Origin of the sequence: Dickeya ananatis, from assembly GCF_019464615.1 — a bacterium.
Taxonomy (GTDB): domain Bacteria; phylum Pseudomonadota; class Gammaproteobacteria; order Enterobacterales; family Enterobacteriaceae; genus Dickeya; species Dickeya oryzae.
On the sequence record NZ_CP040816.1, the window covers coordinates 4604952 to 4623447 of the forward strand.

13 protein-coding genes are annotated in these 18496 nt (G+C 54.8%); 8 read left to right on the forward strand and 5 right to left on the reverse strand.

What is annotated here, in order from left to right:
• Positions 1 to 288: 288 nt before the first annotated feature.
• The 5 genes from glgB to glgP all read left to right on the forward strand — a co-directional run bounded on the left by glgB (position 289) and on the right by glgP (position 9730).
• Positions 289 to 2472 carry a 1,4-alpha-glucan branching protein GlgB gene (gene glgB / locus FGI04_RS20570; RefSeq protein ID WP_407337181.1) on the forward strand — a complete coding sequence of 728 codons (2184 nt, stop codon included), beginning with the start codon at positions 289 to 291 and terminating at the stop codon, positions 2470 to 2472.
• Positions 2472 to 4442, forward strand: coding sequence for a glycogen debranching protein GlgX (gene glgX, locus FGI04_RS20575; protein ID WP_407337182.1), 1971 nt, complete (start codon positions 2472 to 2474; stop codon positions 4440 to 4442). Before glgB ends, glgX begins: the two co-directional genes overlap by 1 nt.
• A gap of 14 nt (positions 4443 to 4456) precedes the next feature.
• Positions 4457 to 5743, forward strand: a complete 1287-nt coding sequence (glgC, locus tag FGI04_RS20580) for a glucose-1-phosphate adenylyltransferase (protein ID WP_342699303.1) — start codon at positions 4457 to 4459, stop codon at positions 5741 to 5743.
• Positions 5744 to 5825: 82 nt separating this feature from the next.
• Positions 5826 to 7259 (forward strand): glycogen synthase GlgA, encoded by a 1434-nt coding sequence (gene glgA, locus FGI04_RS20585; RefSeq protein WP_407337184.1) that lies wholly within the window; start codon positions 5826 to 5828, stop codon positions 7257 to 7259.
• A gap of 23 nt (positions 7260 to 7282) precedes the next feature.
• A complete protein-coding gene (gene glgP / locus FGI04_RS20590) occupies positions 7283 to 9730 on the forward strand; it encodes a glycogen phosphorylase (protein WP_407274165.1) in 2448 nt (815 codons plus the stop codon).
• Positions 9731 to 10165: 435 nt separating this feature from the next.
• On the opposite strand, the gene glpD is transcribed toward glgP, so the two are convergent.
• Entirely contained in the window at positions 10166 to 11665 is a 1500-nt protein-coding gene (gene glpD / locus FGI04_RS20595) for a glycerol-3-phosphate dehydrogenase (RefSeq protein WP_342699301.1), read from the reverse strand.
• A gap of 343 nt (positions 11666 to 12008) precedes the next feature.
• On the opposite strand from glpD, the gene glpE reads away from it, so the two are divergent.
• Positions 12009 to 12329: a thiosulfate sulfurtransferase GlpE gene (gene glpE, locus FGI04_RS20600; protein WP_407337185.1), complete on the forward strand. Its 321-nt coding sequence runs from the start codon at positions 12009 to 12011 to the stop codon at positions 12327 to 12329.
• 100 nt (positions 12330 to 12429) lie between these two features.
• Here glpE and FGI04_RS20605 read toward each other — a convergent pair whose 3' ends face one another.
• The 4 genes from FGI04_RS20605 to rbsK form a co-directional block, all read right to left on the reverse strand.
• On the reverse strand, positions 12430 to 13725 hold the full coding sequence (locus FGI04_RS20605) for an MFS transporter (protein WP_407337186.1): 1296 nt from the start codon (positions 13723 to 13725) through the stop codon (positions 12430 to 12432).
• A gap of 5 nt (positions 13726 to 13730) precedes the next feature.
• Positions 13731 to 14210 carry a NanQ anomerase/TabA/YiaL family protein gene (locus tag FGI04_RS20610; RefSeq protein WP_342699299.1) on the reverse strand — a complete coding sequence of 160 codons (480 nt, stop codon included), beginning with the start codon at positions 14208 to 14210 and terminating at the stop codon, positions 13731 to 13733.
• A gap of 102 nt (positions 14211 to 14312) precedes the next feature.
• On the reverse strand, positions 14313 to 15233 hold the full coding sequence (locus FGI04_RS20615; protein WP_342699298.1) for a Dap2 family DHDPS-related protein: 921 nt from the start codon (positions 15231 to 15233) through the stop codon (positions 14313 to 14315).
• A gap of 55 nt (positions 15234 to 15288) precedes the next feature.
• Positions 15289 to 16500, reverse strand: coding sequence for a putative transcription factor/ribokinase fusion protein RikA (rbsK, locus tag FGI04_RS20620; protein ID WP_038905885.1), 1212 nt, complete (start codon positions 16498 to 16500; stop codon positions 15289 to 15291).
• 278 nt (positions 16501 to 16778) lie between these two features.
• Between rbsK and glpG the strand changes: the two genes are divergently transcribed.
• Both glpG and FGI04_RS20630 read left to right on the forward strand, forming a co-directional pair.
• The gene (gene glpG, locus FGI04_RS20625) at positions 16779 to 17603 is read left to right on the forward strand and encodes a rhomboid family intramembrane serine protease GlpG (RefSeq protein WP_342699297.1); all 825 of its coding nucleotides are present in this window, start codon (positions 16779 to 16781) and stop codon (positions 17601 to 17603) included.
• Positions 17604 to 17733: 130 nt separating this feature from the next.
• The gene (locus FGI04_RS20630) at positions 17734 to 18492 is read left to right on the forward strand and encodes a DeoR/GlpR family transcriptional regulator (protein ID WP_012768014.1); all 759 of its coding nucleotides are present in this window, start codon (positions 17734 to 17736) and stop codon (positions 18490 to 18492) included.
• Positions 18493 to 18496 lie beyond the last annotated feature (4 nt).

The following is an 18496-nucleotide window of genomic DNA, read 5'->3' on the forward strand; positions in this document are numbered from 1 at the left end:
TTATTTTTTCTTATAGTTGTTGGAAGTAAAAATTTATCCAATATCTCAAATATTTTCTCTTTTCTTGACTAAGCTGAATCTTAGGCTTACCTGAAGAATACTTTTCAGCATCAACTATTACGGTGCTGTTGCACCTTTTCAGGTCGGCTCTCTTTTTATGGGGGTCAGGCTGGTTCCTTTTCTGTTATTGACTCAGGGCATTCGCATACCAATAAGAGTGCTGAAGAAGTGACCTGTATCTTTAACATCTTTAATTTATTCAGATGGTTAATTCAGAGGACGGATGCCATGTCAGGATTTTCCGATCGGAACATCATTAATCTCCTTGTTTCCGGCCATTACGCCGATCCTTTTGCAGTATTGGGTATGCACGTCACATCGTCAGGGCTGGAAGTACGCGCACTGCTTCCAGACGCCAGTGAAGTTCACGTGGTGGATGCACACAGCGGACGCAAAGTGGCGCACTTAGCGTGTCAGGACCCACGTGGTTTTTTCGCTTCAGTAATTCCTCGTCGTAAAAAACCATTCAGCTATCGGCTGGCGGTCACCTGGCAGCAGGAGACATATGTCATTGATGACCCTTATCGGTTTGGCCCGTTATTGCAGGAGTTAGACATCTGGTTGCTGGCGGAGGGGCGCCATTTACGACCGTTTGAAACACTGGGTGCACATCCGTCCACGTTGGATGGTGTTGAGGGCACCTGTTTTGCCGTCTGGGCACCGAACGCCCAGCGGGTCTCGGTGGTGGGCGATTTCAATTTTTGGGATGGGCGTCGCCATCCGATGCGTTTGCGGCGTGAGAACGGCGTGTGGGAGCTGTTTGTCCCAGGCGTTAGGGTAGGGCAGTTGTACAAATTCGAAATTATCGATTGCTACGGCAATGTGCTGGTGAAATCCGACCCGTATGCCTTTGCCTCACAGATGCGCCCGGATACCGCCTCAGTGGTGAGTGGGCTGCCGCCTGCGCTGCCGGTAGATGAGGCGCGGCAATCCGCCAACGATTTGCAGTCGCCGATTTCCATCTACGAGGTGCATCTGGGGTCATGGCGGCGGCATACCGACAATAATTTCTGGCTCAGCTACCGCGAACTGGCGGACCAACTGGTGCCTTATGTGAAAGAAATGGGCTTTACCCATGTTGAACTGATGCCGGTGCATGAACATCCGTTTGATGCCAGTTGGGGCTATCAGCCATTGGGGCTGTATGCGCCGACTCGTCGTTTCGGCTCACCGGAGGATTTCCGTTATCTGGTCAATGCGTTTCATGAGGCGGGCATCAATGTGCTGCTGGATTGGGTGTCCGGCCATTTCCCGACCGACAGCTACGGTCTGGCGCGGTTTGACGGCACCGCCTTGTACGAATATGCCGACCCGAAAGAGGGCTACCACCAGGACTGGAACACGCTGATTTATAACTTTGACCGCCACGAAGTGCGTAACTATCTGGCGGGTAACGCGTTGTACTGGACCGAACGGTTTGGCGTCGATGGACTGCGGGTGGATGCGGTGGCGTCGATGATTTACCGGGACTACAGCCGCCGTGACGGCGAATGGGTGCCGAACCACTACGGTGGTAAAGAGAACCTGGAGGCGATCGGTTTTCTGCGTTACACCAACCAGATGCTGGGTCAGCACCGTGCCGGTGCGGTCACTATCGCCGAAGAATCTACCGATTATGCCGGAGTGACGCTGCCGCCGGAACACAGTGGTTTGGGGTTTCACTACAAATGGAACATGGGTTGGATGCATGACTCGCTGGCCTATATGCAACTGGACCCGGTGCATCGCAAATACCACCACGACCTGCTGACCTTCGGCATGTTGTATGCCTATAGCGAGAACTTCGTCCTGCCGCTGTCGCACGATGAAGTGGTGCATGGCAAGCGCTCTTTGCTCGACCGGATGCCGGGCGATGCCTGGCAGAAGTTCGCCAACCTGCGCGCCTATTACGGTTTCATGTGGGCGTATCCCGGTAAGAAACTGCTGTTTATGGGCAGCGAGTTTGCGCAAGGACGAGAATGGAATCACGACACCAGCCTCGACTGGCATCTGTTGGATGAGCCCGAGGGCTGGCATGCCGGTGTACAGCAACTGGTGCGCGACCTCAACTATTGCTATCGCCAACACCCGCCGCTTTATCAATGCGATTACCTGCATCAGGGATTCGAATGGGTGGTGGTAGACGATCGCGAGAATTCGGTATTCGCTTTTATCCGGCGCGATGCTGACGGCAATGAAATGCTGGTTATCAGCAACTTTACGCCGGTACCGAGGGACGGATATCGCGTCGGTATCAATCAGCCGGGGCACTGGCACGAAGTGCTGAATACCGACTCCATGCATTATCACGGCAGCAATATTGGCAATCAGGGACTGGTACGCAGCGAAGCGGTCGGCAGCCATTCCCGGCCACAATCGCTGGTATTAACACTGCCACCGCTCTCCACCCTGTATTTGGTGAGGGAGGCGTAATGGTTGAACTGCTGGCGGGTCGTCCCCGACCGTTAGGCTCTTACTTTGATGGCGAAGGGGTGAACTTTGCGTTGTTCTCTTGCGGAGCCTCGAAGGTGGAATTGTGTATTTTTGACGGTCTGCGGGAACAACGCCTGCCGCTGAAGGCCCGTACCGGTGATATCTGGCATGGCTATTTGCCGGATGCCCAGCCGGGCTTGTGTTACGGCTACCGTGTTGATGGTGTGTTCGACCCGAAACGTGGCCTGCGTTTCAATGCCAGGAAACTGTTGCTTGACCCCTGCGCTCGCCAGATGGATGGCTGGGTGGTGGATGACGAGCGGCTGCACGGCGGTTACGACTACCCCGATGCCGAGGACAGCGCGGAAGTGATGCCACGCAGCGTGGTGGTGGATGAACGCTACGACTGGCAGGGCGATGCCTTTCCGCGCACGCCCTGGCATCACACCGTGTTGTACGAAGCGCATGTACGCGGCTTGACCCGACGCCACCCGCGCATTCCGGCATCGATACGTGGCACCTACGCTGCGCTGGCGCATCCTGTGATGCTGGAGTACCTGACGCAATTGGGTGTGACCACACTGGAGTTGATGCCTGTCCAGCAGCATGCCGACGAGCCCCGGTTGCAGTCGATGGGATTGCGCAATTACTGGGGGTACAACACGCTGCTGCCGTTCGCGGTGGACAGCAGCCTGGCGGCGGGGGATGACCCGCTCAACGAATTCCGTGACACGGTGCGGGCGCTGCATAAAGCGGGCATCGAGGTGATTTTGGATGTGGTGTTCAATCATAGCGCAGAGCTGGACGTAGACGGCCCTACGCTGTCGCTGCGCGGCATCGATAACACCAGTTACTACTGGCTGACCGGGGAGGGCGATTATTACAACTGGGCGGGATGCGGCAACGTGTTGCGGCTGGATAACCCGGCGGTGTTGCAGTGGGTGATTGAGTGCCTGACGTTCTGGCATGAAACCTGCCATGTGGATGGCTTCCGTTTTGATCTGGCGACAATTTTGGGGCGCACGCCGGACTTTTCTTCTTCGGCCCCGTTCTTTACCGCGCTGCGTAACCACCGCTCGCTGCGCGACTGCAAGTTGATCGCTGAGCCCTGGGATATTGGCCCTGGTGGCTACCAACTGGGCCAGTTTCCGGCACCGTTTGTCGAGTGGAACGACCGTTTTCGCGACGACATGCGCCGTTTCTGGTTACTCGGCGATCTGCCTGTCGGGGTATTTGCCCGCCGTTTCGCCGCCTCCAGCGAGGTGTTCGAGCGTAACGGGCGCTTGCCCTGGGCGTCGGTCAACATGTTGACCGCCCATGACGGTTTTACCCTGCGGGATTTGGTGTGTTTTAACCACAAGCATAACCAGGCTAACGGGGAACAAAACCGGGATGGCACCAACAGCAATTTCAGCTTCAACCACGGGACGGAAGGGCTGGAGGCGGATGAGGCCACACAGGCGCGGCGACGCGCCAGCCAACAGGCGTTGCTGACGACACTGCTGTTGTCGCAGGGCACGCCGATGCTGCTGGCTGGCGATGAATTCGGTAACAGCCAGCAGGGCAACAATAACGCGTATTGCCAGGATAACGCGCTGGCCTGGTTGCACTGGGATCAGATGGATACCGATTTGCTCGCGTTTACCGCGGGTCTGATCCGCCTGCGCCGTGCTATTCCAGCGTTACGCAAAGCGGCGTGGTGGCGTGACGGTGGAAACGATGTTCGGTGGCTGAATGCGCAGGGAGAGCCGCTGACGCCATATGAATGGGAGCAGGGGGCACATCAGTTACAAATCCAACTTTCCGAACGCTGGTTGCTATTGCTCAACGCCACGACGCAGACGAGTGAGTTTTCGCTTCCCGCTGGGGAGTGGCGGGTTTCGCCCCCCTTTAGCGCGGCTGACAATCCACTCAAAGGACGGGTTTGGCATGGGCAGGCGAATGCGGTGTGCGTACTGGTAAAACAATAAAAAAGGAGTCTGACATGGTGAGTACTGACAAACATGATCCCCTGATGCTGTCCAGACAATTGCCCTTGAAATCTGTCGCACTGATTTTGGCGGGCGGGCGTGGGACCCGGCTGAAAGACTTAACGGCGCACCGTGCCAAACCCGCGGTGCACTTTGGCGGTAAATACCGAATTATCGATTTTGCTCTGTCTAATTGCCTGAATTCCGGGATCCGTCGTATTGGCGTGATTACCCAGTATCAGTCGCACACACTGGTGCAGCATATCCAGCGCGGCTGGTCATTCCTGAATATTGAGATGAATGAATTTGTTGATTTGCTGCCAGCCCAGCAACGGCATGATGAAAACGATCACTGGTACCGCGGCACTGCCGATGCCGTATGCCACAACCTGGATATCATCCGGCGCTACGGGGCGGAATACGTCGTGATTCTGGCCGGTGACCATATCTATAAGATGGATTATTCCCGCATGCTGCTGGACCACGTGGAGAATGGCGCGGAGTGTTCGGTCGCGTGTATTCCGGTGCCTATCAAAGAAGCACACGCCTTTGGCGTGATGAGCGTGGATAAAGACAACCGCATTATCAGTTTCGACGAGAAGCCCGCCAGCCCGGCACCGATGCCGGATAACCCCGAGATGGCGCTGGCCAGTATGGGGATCTACGTCTTCAACGCCAAATACCTGTACCGGCGGTTGGAGGAGGATGTGTGCACCTCGGATTCCAGCCATGATTTCGGCAAGGACTTGATCCCAAAAATCGTGGCGGAAGGGAATGCCTGGGCGCATCCCTTCACCCTCTCCTGCGTGACGTCTTCGGACAACGCGCCGCCGTACTGGCGCGATGTGGGCACGCTGGAAGCCTACTGGCGCGCCAACCTCGACCTGGCCTCGGTGATGCCGGAACTGGACATGTACGACCATAACTGGCCGATTCGCTCGGCGATGGCGGCGTTACCACCCGCCAAGTTCGTCCAGGACCGCTCCGGCAGTCATGGCCTAACCATGAATTCGCTGGTGTCGGGCGGATGTATTGTGTCCGGCTCGGTGGTCACGCATTCGGTTCTGTTCCCTCGTGTGCGTATCAACTCCTTTTGCAGCATCGATTCATCGGTGTTGTTGCCGGATGTCAACGTCGGACGCTCATGCCGCTTGCATCGTTGCATCATCGATCGCGCCTGCGACATTCCCGAAGGCATGGTGATTGGCGAGAACGCTGAGGATGACAGCCGTCGTTTTTATCGTTCTGAAGAGGGCATTGTGCTGGTGACGCGAGCCATGTTGGCGAAGCTCACGTCCTGACCTGATTGTGTACCCGGCCGTAATGGGTCGGCGGATTGATGCTGCCCACGTGTGGGGCGTGGGTGGTGGAATGGGAGACAAGATGCGGGTATTACACGTGTGTTCAGAGCTATTCCCCTTGCTGAAAACCGGGGGACTGGCGGATGTGGTGGGCGCGTTGCCCGGTGCGCAGATAGCGGCGGGGATGGATGTACGAGTGCTGTTGCCGGCATTTCCCGACCTGAAAAAAGGTATCCCGGACGCGCAGGTCGTGAGGGAGCTGGATACGTTTGGCGGCCATGTCACGCTGCGTTATGGCCATTACAACGGGGTGGGCATTTATCTGATCGATGTCCCGCACCTGTATGAGCGGGCAGGCAGCCCGTATCACGATACGTCGTTATTCGCCTATACGGACAATGTCTTGCGCTTTGGCTTGCTGGGCTGGATGGGGGCGGAAATGGCCAACGGCGTGGATCCGTTCTGGCGGCCAGACATCGTTCATGCCCATGACTGGCATGCCGGTCTTGCCTGTGCGTATCTGGCGGCGAAAGGTCGACCGGCAAAATCGGTATTTACCGTCCATAATCTGGCTTATCAGGGATTATTTGATGCCCGTCACATGTCGGAGTTGCGCTTGCCGCCGGAGTACTTCCACATGTACGGGCTGGAGTTTTACGGCCAAATCTCGTACCTCAAGGCCGGGCTGTATTATGCGGATCATGTCACCACCGTCAGCCCGACCTATGCCCATGAAATTACACAGGCTGAGTATGGCTATGGGCTGGAGGGGCTGCTCAAGTCGCGTGAAGAGCAAGGGCGTTTGTCTGGCATTCTCAATGGGGTGGATGACGAGATCTGGAACCCGTCACACGATGCCTTGCTAACCGCCACGTATAGCCGCGATGAGCTGGCGCGCAAAGCGGAAAACAAGCGGCATTTGCAAACAGCGATGGGACTGAAGGTGGATGTCCGTGTGCCGGTGTTCGCCATCGTCAGTCGCCTGACCAGCCAAAAAGGGCTGGATATTGCCTTGCAGGCCGTGCCGGATTTGCTGGAACAAGGTGGACAACTGGTGGTGTTGGGAGCAGGCGATGCCACCTTACAGGAAGGTTTTCTGGCGGCGGCGGCGGAGTATCACGGCCGCGTCGGCGTACAGATTGGTTATCACGAAGCGTTTTCGCACCGCATCATTGGCGGGGCGGATGTGATTATGGTTCCTAGTCGGTTCGAACCCTGCGGGTTGACCCAGTTGTACGGCCTGAAATACGGCACGTTACCGCTGGTCAGACGCACCGGTGGACTGGCGGATACCGTGGCAGATTGCTCGCTGGAAAATCTGGCTGATGGCCTGGCGAGCGGTTTTGTGTTCAGCGATTGTAATACCGCGTCGCTGTCGCGGGCGATTCGTCGGGTCTTTGTGTTGTGGTCGCGCCCTTCGCTTTGGCGTTATGTACAACGTCAGGCAATGGCAATGGATTTTAGTTGGCAGGTCGCTGCCCAGGCCTATCGTGCGCTTTATCAACGTCTTTGGTAGTACGCATCAGTGGGAATGACATTATGAACTCTCCATTTATCTACAACTCACCTACGCTCAGCGTAGACGCGTTGAAACACTCCATCGCTTATAAGCTGATGTTTACCGTCGGCAAGGATCCCAGCATCGCCAGTAAGCATGACTGGCTGAATGCCGCGGTACTGGCGGTGCGGGACCGTATGGTCGAGCGCTGGCTGCGTTCTAATCGTGCACAGTTATCACAGGATGTCCGACAGGTTTATTACCTGTCGATGGAATTCCTGCTGGGGCGTACGCTGTCCAACGCGTTGCTGGCGATGGGTATGTTTGACGACCTGCGTGATGCGCTGGAAGCGATGGGGCTGGACCTGAACGAGCTGCTGGAAGAAGAAGACGACCCGGCATTGGGCAACGGGGGTCTTGGTCGTCTGGCAGCCTGTTTTCTCGACTCGCTCGCCACCATGGCGCTGCCGGGCCGGGGTTACGGTATTCGTTATGAATACGGTATGTTCCGGCAAAACATCGTCGATGGAAAGCAGGCGGAGTCGCCGGATTACTGGCTGGAATACGGCAACCCGTGGGAATTTGTGCGTCACAGCACCCGCTATAAGGTGCGTTTTGGCGGCCGCATCCAGCAGGAGGGGAGTAAAACCCGCTGGCTGGAAACGGAGGAAATCATCGCCTGCGCCTATGACCAGATAATCCCCGGCTTTGATACCGACGCCACCAACACCTTGCGGCTATGGGCGGCGCAGGCCAGTAACGAAATCAATCTCGGTAAATTTAATCAAGGCGACTATTTCGCGGCGGTAGAAGATAAAAACCACTCCGAAAACGTGTCGCGCGTGCTCTACCCTGATGACTCCACCTATTCCGGCCGCGAACTGCGCTTACGTCAGGAATACTTTTTGGTGTCTGCCACGGTACAGGACATCCTTAGCCGTCACTGGACGATGCATAAAACGTACGCCAATCTGGCGGAGAAGTTTGCCATCCACCTTAACGATACCCATCCGGTGTTGGCGATCCCCGAGTTAATGCGGCTGTTGATCGATGAGCACAAGTTCAAGTGGGATGTAGCCTGGGATGTGGTCACCAAGGTGTTCTCTTACACCAACCATACCCTGATGGGGGAAGCGCTGGAAACCTGGCCGGTCGACATGATGGGCAAAATCCTGCCGCGCCATCTGCAACTGATTTTCGAAATCAATGACCGTTTCCTGGACGAGGTGCAAGAGCGTTTCCCCAATGATGTCGACCTGCTCAAGCGGGTATCGATCATTGATGAAGAGCACGGGCGTAAGGTGCGTATGGCGTGGCTGGCGGTGATCTGTAGCCACAAGGTGAACGGGGTGTCCCAGTTGCACACCGACCTGATGGTGCAGTCGCTGTTCGCTGATTTCGCCCGGGTTTATCCAGAACGCTTCTGCAACAAAACCAACGGCGTGACACCGCGGCGCTGGCTGGCGCTGGCAAACCGCCCACTGTCGAAAGTGCTGGATGAAACCATCGGTAAGACCTGGCGTACCGATTTGAGCCAACTGGCTGACCTGAAACCGAACATCGATTACCCGGCTTTCCTGCAGAAAGTGCGTAAAGCCAAGCAGGAAAATAAATTACGGCTGGCGGTCTACATTGCTCAGCATCTGGATATTGTGGTTGACCCTAACGCGCTGTTTGATGTGCAGATCAAGCGTATTCATGAGTATAAGCGCCAGCTGCTCAACGTGTTGCACCTGATAACGCTCTATAACCGCATCAAGGATGACCCGGATCTGGACCGCGTACCGCGCGTCGCCATTTTCGCCGGTAAGGCAGCCTCCGCGTACTACATGGCCAAACACATTATTCATTTAATCAATGATGTGGCCAGCGTGGTCAACAACGATCCGGCGGTAAAAGACAAACTGAAGATTGTGTTCATCCCGAATTACGGCGTTAGCCTGGCGCAAATCATTATTCCGGCGGCAGACCTGTCGGAGCAGATCTCGCTGGCCGGCACCGAGGCCTCTGGCACCAGTAACATGAAGTTTGCGCTCAACGGTGCGCTGACCATCGGTACGCTGGATGGTGCCAACGTCGAAATGCGTGAGCGGGTTGGGGAAGAGAATATCTTTATCTTCGGTAATACGACGGAGCAGGTAGAGGAATTACGTCGCAACGGTTACAACCCGCGCGAGTTCTACAATCAGGATGAGGAGTTGCACCGGGTACTGACACAGATAGCGACTGGGGTATTCAGTCCAGACGAGCCGCGCCGTTATGCTGACCTGTTCGACTCACTGGTCAATTTCGGCGACCACTATCAGTTGCTGGCGGATTACCGCAGTTATGTGGACTGCCAGGACCAGGTAGACGAGGTATATTGCGATGAAGATGAATGGACGCGTCGCACATTGCACAACATCGCCAATATGGGCTATTTCTCTTCCGATCGTACGATTCAGGAGTACGCCGACGAGATTTGGCATATCAAGCCAATACGGTTGTAGACAAACAGCGCTGTCGTTTTGTTATTGGCGATTTATGTTGGAGTAGCATGAGGTTTCGTGCTTGATGACATCCGTTATCCCTTTGCGGCATCATCGCATGCACGACAAGGAGAGGCTCAAACGCCGCCTCTCCTTGACCTCTGGCTAAGGGCTAAACTATGAACCCTGACGGGTTCACCCTTGCGGGCCAGCGCAAGCGCTGTTCCATTTTGCGTTGCAAAATGGTGTGGCGCTAGGCGGTACCTTCGGCAAGCGTCTTCGCTGTTCGGGCCGCCCGTGACGCGTTCCAGACGCGGCACGGGCTTTCGCCGCGTATATGCGGCTCACCCGGCGAATCCGCTCGCCTCAGCACAGTTTTTGACGCCGAATCCCCTTCGTTTGGATTGAGTGGGACCACAGCTACGACTTCCATGAGGAAGCCGTTTTTCTTTAGTATTAACCTGCTTTGGCTAACTGGCTGCGGTAGCTGACCAGCCAGTCGGCGACACGCTGGCGTTGTGCGTCGTCCAGCCACATGCCGAGCTTGGTACGACGCCAGATAGCGTCTTCCAGCGTGACAACCCACTCATGTTCCACCAGATAACGTAACTCGGCTTCGTACAGGTTATGGCCGAAATGTTCGCCCAGGTCGCTTAAGGATTGGGCGTTGCCGAGGATTTTCTCGCTCTGGCTGCCGTAAGTGCGGCTGTAACGACGTGCCAGCGCTTCCGGCAGATTGTAACGGCGGCGCAATGTCGCGGCGTAATCTTCGCGGCTGCCGCTGATATCACCACCGGGCAGAATGGTGTTACGGGTCCACGCTTGTCCGGCTTGCGGGTAGTATTTCACCAGCTTTTCCAGTGCGTGCTCCGCTAACTTACGGTAGGTGGTTAGCTTGCCGCCGAATACGGACAGCAGCGGTGCCTTACCGTTTTCATCGGCAACGGACAAGGTGTAGTCGCGGGTGATAGCCTGCGGTGAATCGGATTCGTCGTCGCACAACGGGCGCACACCCGAATACGTCCAGACAATATCGTCACGTGTCAGCTGCTTTTTGAAATGGTCGTTGTACACATCCAGCAGGTAACGAATTTCGTTGTCGTCGATCTTCACCTGATGCGGATCGCCGTGGTATTCCACATCGGTGGTGCCGATGATGGAGAATTCATCCTGCCACGGAATCACAAACACAATACGGTGGTCTTTATTTTGCAGAATGTAGGCCTGCTCTTCCTGATGGACGCGCGGCACGACGATATGACTGCCTTTAATCAGACGAATGCCATACGGTGATGGCAGCGCCAGGCCTTCATCGAAGAACTGGCGTACCCACGGGCCGGTTGCGTTGACCAGGCCTTTCGCCTGCCAGCGGTGGGTTTCACCACTGAGTGTATCTTCGGCTTCGACGATCCACAGGCCGTTTTCGCGATGAGCGCGGGTGACTTTCATGCGGGTTTTCACCTCGCCGCCACGGCGCACCACTTCCTGTGCGTTCAGTACCACCAGACGGGCATCGTCCACCCAGCAATCGGAATATTCGAAACCGCGCGTCAGCTCGGGTTTTAACACTGATTCACGGCCGAATCGCAGCCCGTGGCTGGACGGCAGGCTGACACGTTTGCCCAGATGGTCATACATGAACAGACCGGCGCGGATCATCCAGGCCGGGCGCAAATGCGGCTGGTGCGGCAGGCGAAAACGCATCGGGAAAATGATATGCGGTGCCATTTTCAGCAATACTTCGCGTTCGGACAAGGCTTCTCCCACCAGCCGGAACTCATAGTGTTCCAGATAGCGCAGGCCGCCGTGAATCAGCTTGGAACTGGCGGAAGAGGTCGCACAGGCCAGATCCTGCGCTTCCAGCAGCAGGACGGACAGCCCGCGCCCGGCGGCATCTGCTGCGATGCCCGTACCGTTAATGCCTCCGCCGATCACGATCAGATCTTGGGTTTCCACGTTTTCTCCTCCGCTACGTCAAACGCCGCCATGGTCGGCCGTTGAAAGTTAAAATGTTCGTTTTCGCTCACGATATTAATCGAAAACAAACATGTTAGCCAAGCGTTAACCAATTAAAAACATTTACGCGTGATACAGCTAACAGTTTCGCGCCTGATTTGATTGAAAATAGTCCTGCTGCGTCGGCTCATGCCGTCACGATACCTGCGTGAGCGCGCGATATCCCTGTGTTTTGTCCGGTCTATACGTGCGGTGGGTGGGTTACAATGCCGACAATGTCAGGCAAAGCCGTTGATAACCCTTTTTTAACCACGAATTTTCACCACGAACGATGAGGCAGGCAATGGAGCAGTTTGAGGCAATCGATATTGAGCAGGCGTATCAGCGCTGGCAGCAAGGTCAGTCGCTGGTTGATATTCGTGACCCGCAGAGTTTCGGTGCGGCGCATGTACCGGGGTCAATCCACCTGACCAATGAAACCTTGTCAGATTTTGTGCGCGGTGCGGATTTTGAACAGCCGGTGATGGTGATGTGTTATCACGGCATCAGTAGCCGTAATGCGGCGAATTACCTGATAAGCCTGGGTTTTGAGGCGGTATACAGCGTGGATGGTGGTTTCGATGCCTGGCAAAAACGCTTCCCGCAGGATGTCGCGGCAGGGTAATTCTGAACCGGTATGGTGCCTGACGCGCCATACCGGTTGTTGTCATCTGTTTATAAAACGGTGTGTTTATAAACCTGTCTGTCTATAAAACCTTCAGGTTTCAAACGGTTATTGGTTTCTTAACGAACAAGCCGTAGCTCAACGCACCCAGCATCAGCAGGCCTGCGCCCAGAAAGAAAACATTGGTGAACACCCCAGTGGCATCCAAAATCACGCCGGTGATGATGGGAGCACTGGCCGCGCCGAGAAAACCGCCGAAGTTCTGAATTGCCCCGAGTGATGCCACCTGCTCTTTAGGCGCGATGTCGGTCGCCAGTGTCCAGATAACGCCGGAAGGCAACTGCGAGCAGAAATACCCCAACGACAGCAGCAGGATAGACAGCGAGGTGTTGCTGACAAACGGGATCGGTGCAACAAAGCAGGCCGCCAGTGCTGCCCCCAAGACGATCGGAATTTTACGGGCCGTAATGGTGTTGACGCCGCGACGAATCAGACGATCAGAGATAGCCCCGCCGCACAGCACGCCGAGAATACCGGCGAGGAACGGAATCGAAGCGATCCAACCGGTTTGTTTCAGCGTAAAGCCAAGGGATTTTTCCAGATAACCCGGCAGCCAGGTCAGGTAAACCCAGATGGTGAACATGATGGAGAAATTACCCAGAATCATGAACCAAGTGGTTTTATGGCGGAACAAGGCACCCCAGCCTTGCTGATTTTTTGCCGCTTCATGGCTGGGTGCTGCTGTCGCTGCGGTGTTGGCGTGGATGTCGCGCTCTTCGGCCGCGGTCGGTTCGCGATAAAACTTCAGCCAGACCAACAGTAACGGAATGCCAGCCAGACCAATGGCGATAAACATGCCGCGCCAGCCCAGTGTCAGCAGCAGTACGGTCAGGATCGGCGGTGCAACGGCGTTGGCAATTTGCGAGCCGGTATTGATGATGGCGGTCGGCAGGCCGCGTTCGCGGGCGGAAAACCAGCGGTGGGTGATTTTAATACCCGAGGTAAAGAAGGGCGACTCGGCTACCCCCAGCAACATGCGCAGTCCATAAAACATGGAATAGCCGTTGATGAACCCGGCCAGCACGGTAAAGGTCGACCATAACCCTACCGCGCCGGAGAACATCTTTTTCGGCCCCAGTTTATCCACCAGCCAGCCGGCCGGCAGGTTAGCGAGTGCGTAGGGCCACAGGAAGGCAGACAGCAGCATCCCCATCTGGGTGGCGCTAAAACCAAATTCTTTGGCGATGGTGGTATTGGCAATACTTAAGTTGGCGCGGTCAAGGTAATTGATGACCGCCGCCATCAACAGAATGAAAATGATCCCCCAGCGTAAGCGGGTAATCGGCGAGGCAGGGATAACCCTATTGTCTTGTAAGGCAGAAGTCGTATTTTTCATAATAATCAGCAATCCGTAAATAAACTGATGTGAATTTTAATAACTGCTTTTCGAATAAAAGAGGGGCCATTGCTTTGGCAACATGGCCGGTGTAGATCTTCCGGAAAGAAAACGGCAAACATGCCTGGTGTTAATGAAATAAAACTCTCGTTTTGAGTGTCACGATAAAAAACAATATCGTGCTGTTCGCTTTTATCTTCAATCACGGTATTACGACGGCTACCTCGCGCAACGCCGATAGTTTCTTCTCCCTGTAATAAATACTGAATGTCGACATACTGGAAATGCGATTCTGCCAGCCTGTCCGCGGCCGGTTCGGTGGTGAACTCCTGTAATAGACAGAACATCTTTCCAGGGATAATGTCATATTTTCCGATCGCCATAACGGCGAAATCGGTGGTAGAGATATAATCGATGGCCTGGTGAATAATCGGATGTAACGCGTATTTTTCCAGAGCCCAGTTTTGTTGATCGCAAATAATCATAGTGGGTTATTCCTGGTGAGCGACAAGGTTGTGTCATTAAACCGGCAGGGGGGATATTTCCACCTGCCGGACAATACGCCGGTAAAAAAAGTGACGTTATCGTTATTGGATTTTTTGTTGGTAATGCTCTGTTCCCTGCCGGATCTGATCGAGGATCACCGACAAGGCCCAGAATTTTTCCAGCACATTATCGCTGGTGACCCGGCAGTTATCGTGCTCGAAAGTCCCCAGACGCTGGTGGTAAATTTTGGCGTTTTTGGGGTAGCCCAACGTTTCGGTCACTGCTGCCAGTGACAGGAAGGTCGCCAGTTCCTGCGCCAGTTCTGGTTGCTGCTGGCTTTGGGAATAAAGCCACTGATAGAGCTCCGGGTGGAAATTGGTGAACACGCCACTAAAGCCTTTGGAACCGGCGCGCATTGCCGGAAAAGCGATGGCGGCGTTGGCGTTGATGATATTCAGCGGTGTGCCAGCCGTGAGTTTCACCCGACGTTCTACCGTCGGCAGGTCGCAGCTCACGTCTTTGAGTACCACAAAGCGGCCGCTGTTGGCGCAGTGCATCAACTCTTCATCGGTTAACAGGCGGCGATACGGTGCCGGGCACTCGTACAGGCCGAGCGGCAGTGTCGCAGGCAGGGATGCCAGCAAGGTCTCCAGCGTATCAAAGAACGTCTCTGAGCCCTGGTTTTTCGGGTCCAGATGGTTGGTGACCAACACCAGTGCGTCGATGCCGGTTTCCGACATCGCCTGCAATTCGGCTATCTGGTCATTAATGTCGTCGCTGATGTGACCGGATGCGATAACCGGTATGCGCCCTGCAACCTGTTCTACAACGAAACGCGCCAGATTCACGCGCTCCTCCAGGCTGAGAAACAGCATTTCGCTGGACTGACAGACGGCGAACAGCGCGTCCACGCCTTTGTCCAGATACCAATCGATCAGCTTTGCCAGACCGGGGTAGTCTATTTCGTTTCTGGTGTTAAACGGGGTCAGCATGACGGGAACGATGCCTTCGATGCTTTTCATTCTCTTTCTCCTTGCCCGAAAATCGCTTCGGGGTGTTTAAAATAGGGTGTGGGGATTAGCGTTGTGCCAGCCGGTTTGTCACTTGCTGATGCGTTGGCATATTGGCCGCACCTTCCCGTTCGACCGCCAGAGAGGCAAACGCATTCGCGTACGTGGCGGCCTGCGCCACGCTCTGCCCGGCGGCGACGGCAGCCGCGAAGGCGCCGTTGAACGCATCGCCAGCGCCGGTGGTATCCACGCTGACGGCAGGAAAGGCCGGGATATGCTGAAATTGCTGGCCGTCAAATAGTAGGGCGCCATTGGCTCCCATGGTGATTATCACCCGCGCGGCACCAAGCGCATGGATTTTTTGCGCGGCTTGTCTGGCACTCTCAAGGTTACTGATCTCAATACCGGATAAGAGCGACGCTTCCGTTTCATTTGGGGTGATGATATCCACATAATCGAGGCAGGATACGACGTCATCGGAATACGGTGCCGGATTCAGGATAATTCGGGTGTCGAGCGCTTTGGCTAATTTCATGGCGCTCAAGGTTGCCGGGAAGTTATTTTCCATTTGCAGCAATAACACATCTGCGTCTTCCAGGTCGGGCATAATCTCAGCGATTTCTTCATCGGTCAGTGTTTTATTCGCCCCAGAATAAATGGCAATCATATTTTCGCCGTTTTGTTGCGAGACATAAATAATCGCATTGCCGGTGGGTTCTGTTTCAGACTGGTATAATTTAAAGGAATGAATAGGGGATTTTGACAAATGCTCATACGCGAAATGACTGAATTGGTCTTTTCCCACTTTAGACACGAAATGCACTTTTGCACCGGCCATGCTGGCAGCCATCGCCTGATTTGCGCCTTTTCCACCCGGCCCCAACGCACTGCCTTGCGCCAGCAATGATTCTCCGCCTTTAGGAAAACGGGCGACCCTGGCAACAATATCCACATTAAACGAACCAAGAATACATACTTTACCTTTCATGGTTTTATCCTTTTTTCGGGTACTTCTATTTCTTACCTGATTCTTTATTTTTTTTAACAGGACTTCGAAGTCTTTCCCGGTTTCGGTAATCAGCTGAGATTGCAGACTACGCCGAATCATAATGGCGCCGCCGTGACAGCGTTGAACTAATCGCTGTCGGGCCAGCGCATTCAGATCACTGCGGATGGTTTCTCTGGTGACAGAAAAAACCTCGGCCAGATACTCCACGCTGACGCGATCATGTTGATCCAGATAGTCCAGAATCTTGTTTCTGCGTTCTTCAAGAAACATACCGTTAACACCTCTTGAATGAGAGTAATGGAGCCGCCCTGGTTGAAAAGTGACCGTGATCATAGGATGTCGGATAAAACGGAAGTAAACAAAAATCCCTACTACATCTACCGGGCAGTACGAGAGGCTGTCAGTACGCAGAGTGGCAAGATGTGAAAGCCGTCACACTGATATTGAAATAGGCAAGATAATCAGCGGTTATTGCGCTGCGTTCCGGGTGGCAAATGTTTTAGAATCGAAGACATAAATTCATTGGCGGGAAGCGTTGGGCTATTGTCATGATTCGAATTGTTGCGCTATCCAATCCGCGTCTGGCGCAGGCGTTTGTCGACTATATGCACACGCAGCAGATCCGGCTGGTGGCCCGTATTAACGGGAATGAAGTGGATATCTGGCTGCCTGACGAAAGCCAGCAGGTGCGGGTAAAGCAGGAACTGGAGCGTTTTCTGCAAGAGCCGTGGCATGAGCGTTATCAGGCCGCCAGTTGGCAGAGCGGCACCACCAACAGTGGGCTGCGTTACCCGTCGTATTCCTATCTGCAAACCTTGCGTCAGCGTGCCGGGCCGCTGACACTGGGTATGCTGGTGGTTGCCATTGCGGTTTACCTGTTGATGCAGGTGTATGGTGTTAATCGCATGATGACGCTGCTGGCCTTCCCGAATAGCACCCAGACCCTGCAACTCTGGCGCTGGTTTAGCCATGCGTTGTTGCATTTTTCGTTGTTGCACCTGCTGTTTAATCTGATGTGGTGGTGGTACCTCGGCGGTCCGGTGGAACGTGTCTTGGGTACCCGGCGATTGTGTGTGATTTTACTGCTGTCGTCCGCGATTAGCGGGTGGGTACAGTCCTGGTTTAGCGGCGTCTATTTCGGCGGTTTGTCCGGCGTGGTATACGCCCTGATGGGGTATGTCTGGTTACGTGGCGAGCGTGAGCCGGGCGGGCCGCTGCATCTTCAACGCGGGCTGATGGCGTTCGCGCTGGTGTGGCTGGTGGCCGGGTATTTCGATATTTTGGGCATGTCTATCGCGAATGCAGCGCATGTCTCGGGGTTAGTCATTGGCGTGTTGATGGCATGGTGGGATACGCGCCAGCATCGTCGTTAACGCTATCATACCGTTACCGCAGCCTGATACGTGGTGTAGAGCCGCGTGGCTACTGCCGTGTGCATTTTACAATGAGCGCGGTTTCTTAGTTGGCCGACATGAGGTCATGTCGGCGTTTGAGGGGATTAATGTGAAGCAAACACAGCGGCACGACGCCATTATCGATCTGGTGCGTCGGCAGGGATACGTCAGTACCGAAGAGCTGGTGGAACATTTTGCAGTCAGCCCGCAGACCATTCGCCGTGATCTGAACGATCTGGCGGAACAAAACAAGATCCATCGCCACCACGGTGGCGCGGCGTTGCCCTCCAGTTCAGTGAATACGGCTTACCATGATCGAAAAATGATGTGGTCTGATGAAAAAGCCAGGATTGCGAGGCAGGTCGCCAGTCAAATTCCGGATGGTGCTACGCTTTTTATAGATATCGGTACGACACCGGAAGCGGTGGCTCACGCGCTGATGAATCATAAGGATTTACGCGTGGTCACCAATAACCTGAATGTGGCAACGTTACTGACCGCCAAAGAAGACTTCCGCCTGATACTGGCGGGAGGCGAGGTGCGCAGCCGCGATGGCGGCATCATTGGCGAGGCCACGCTGGATTTTATTTCTCAGTTCAGGCTCGATTTCGGCATTTTGGGCATCAGTGGCATTGATATGGATGGCTCGTTGCTGGAGTTTGACTACCACGAGGTTCGCACCAAGCGTGCAATCATCGAAAACTCCCGTTGCGTGATGCTGGTGACGGACCATTCCAAGTTTGGCCGTAATGCGATGGTCAACTTGGGCAACATGGATTTGATCGACTATCTTTTTACCGATCAGTTACCGCCACCCAGTGTGCTGAAAATCATCGAACAACATAAGGTACAGTTGGAGTTGTGCTGATCCC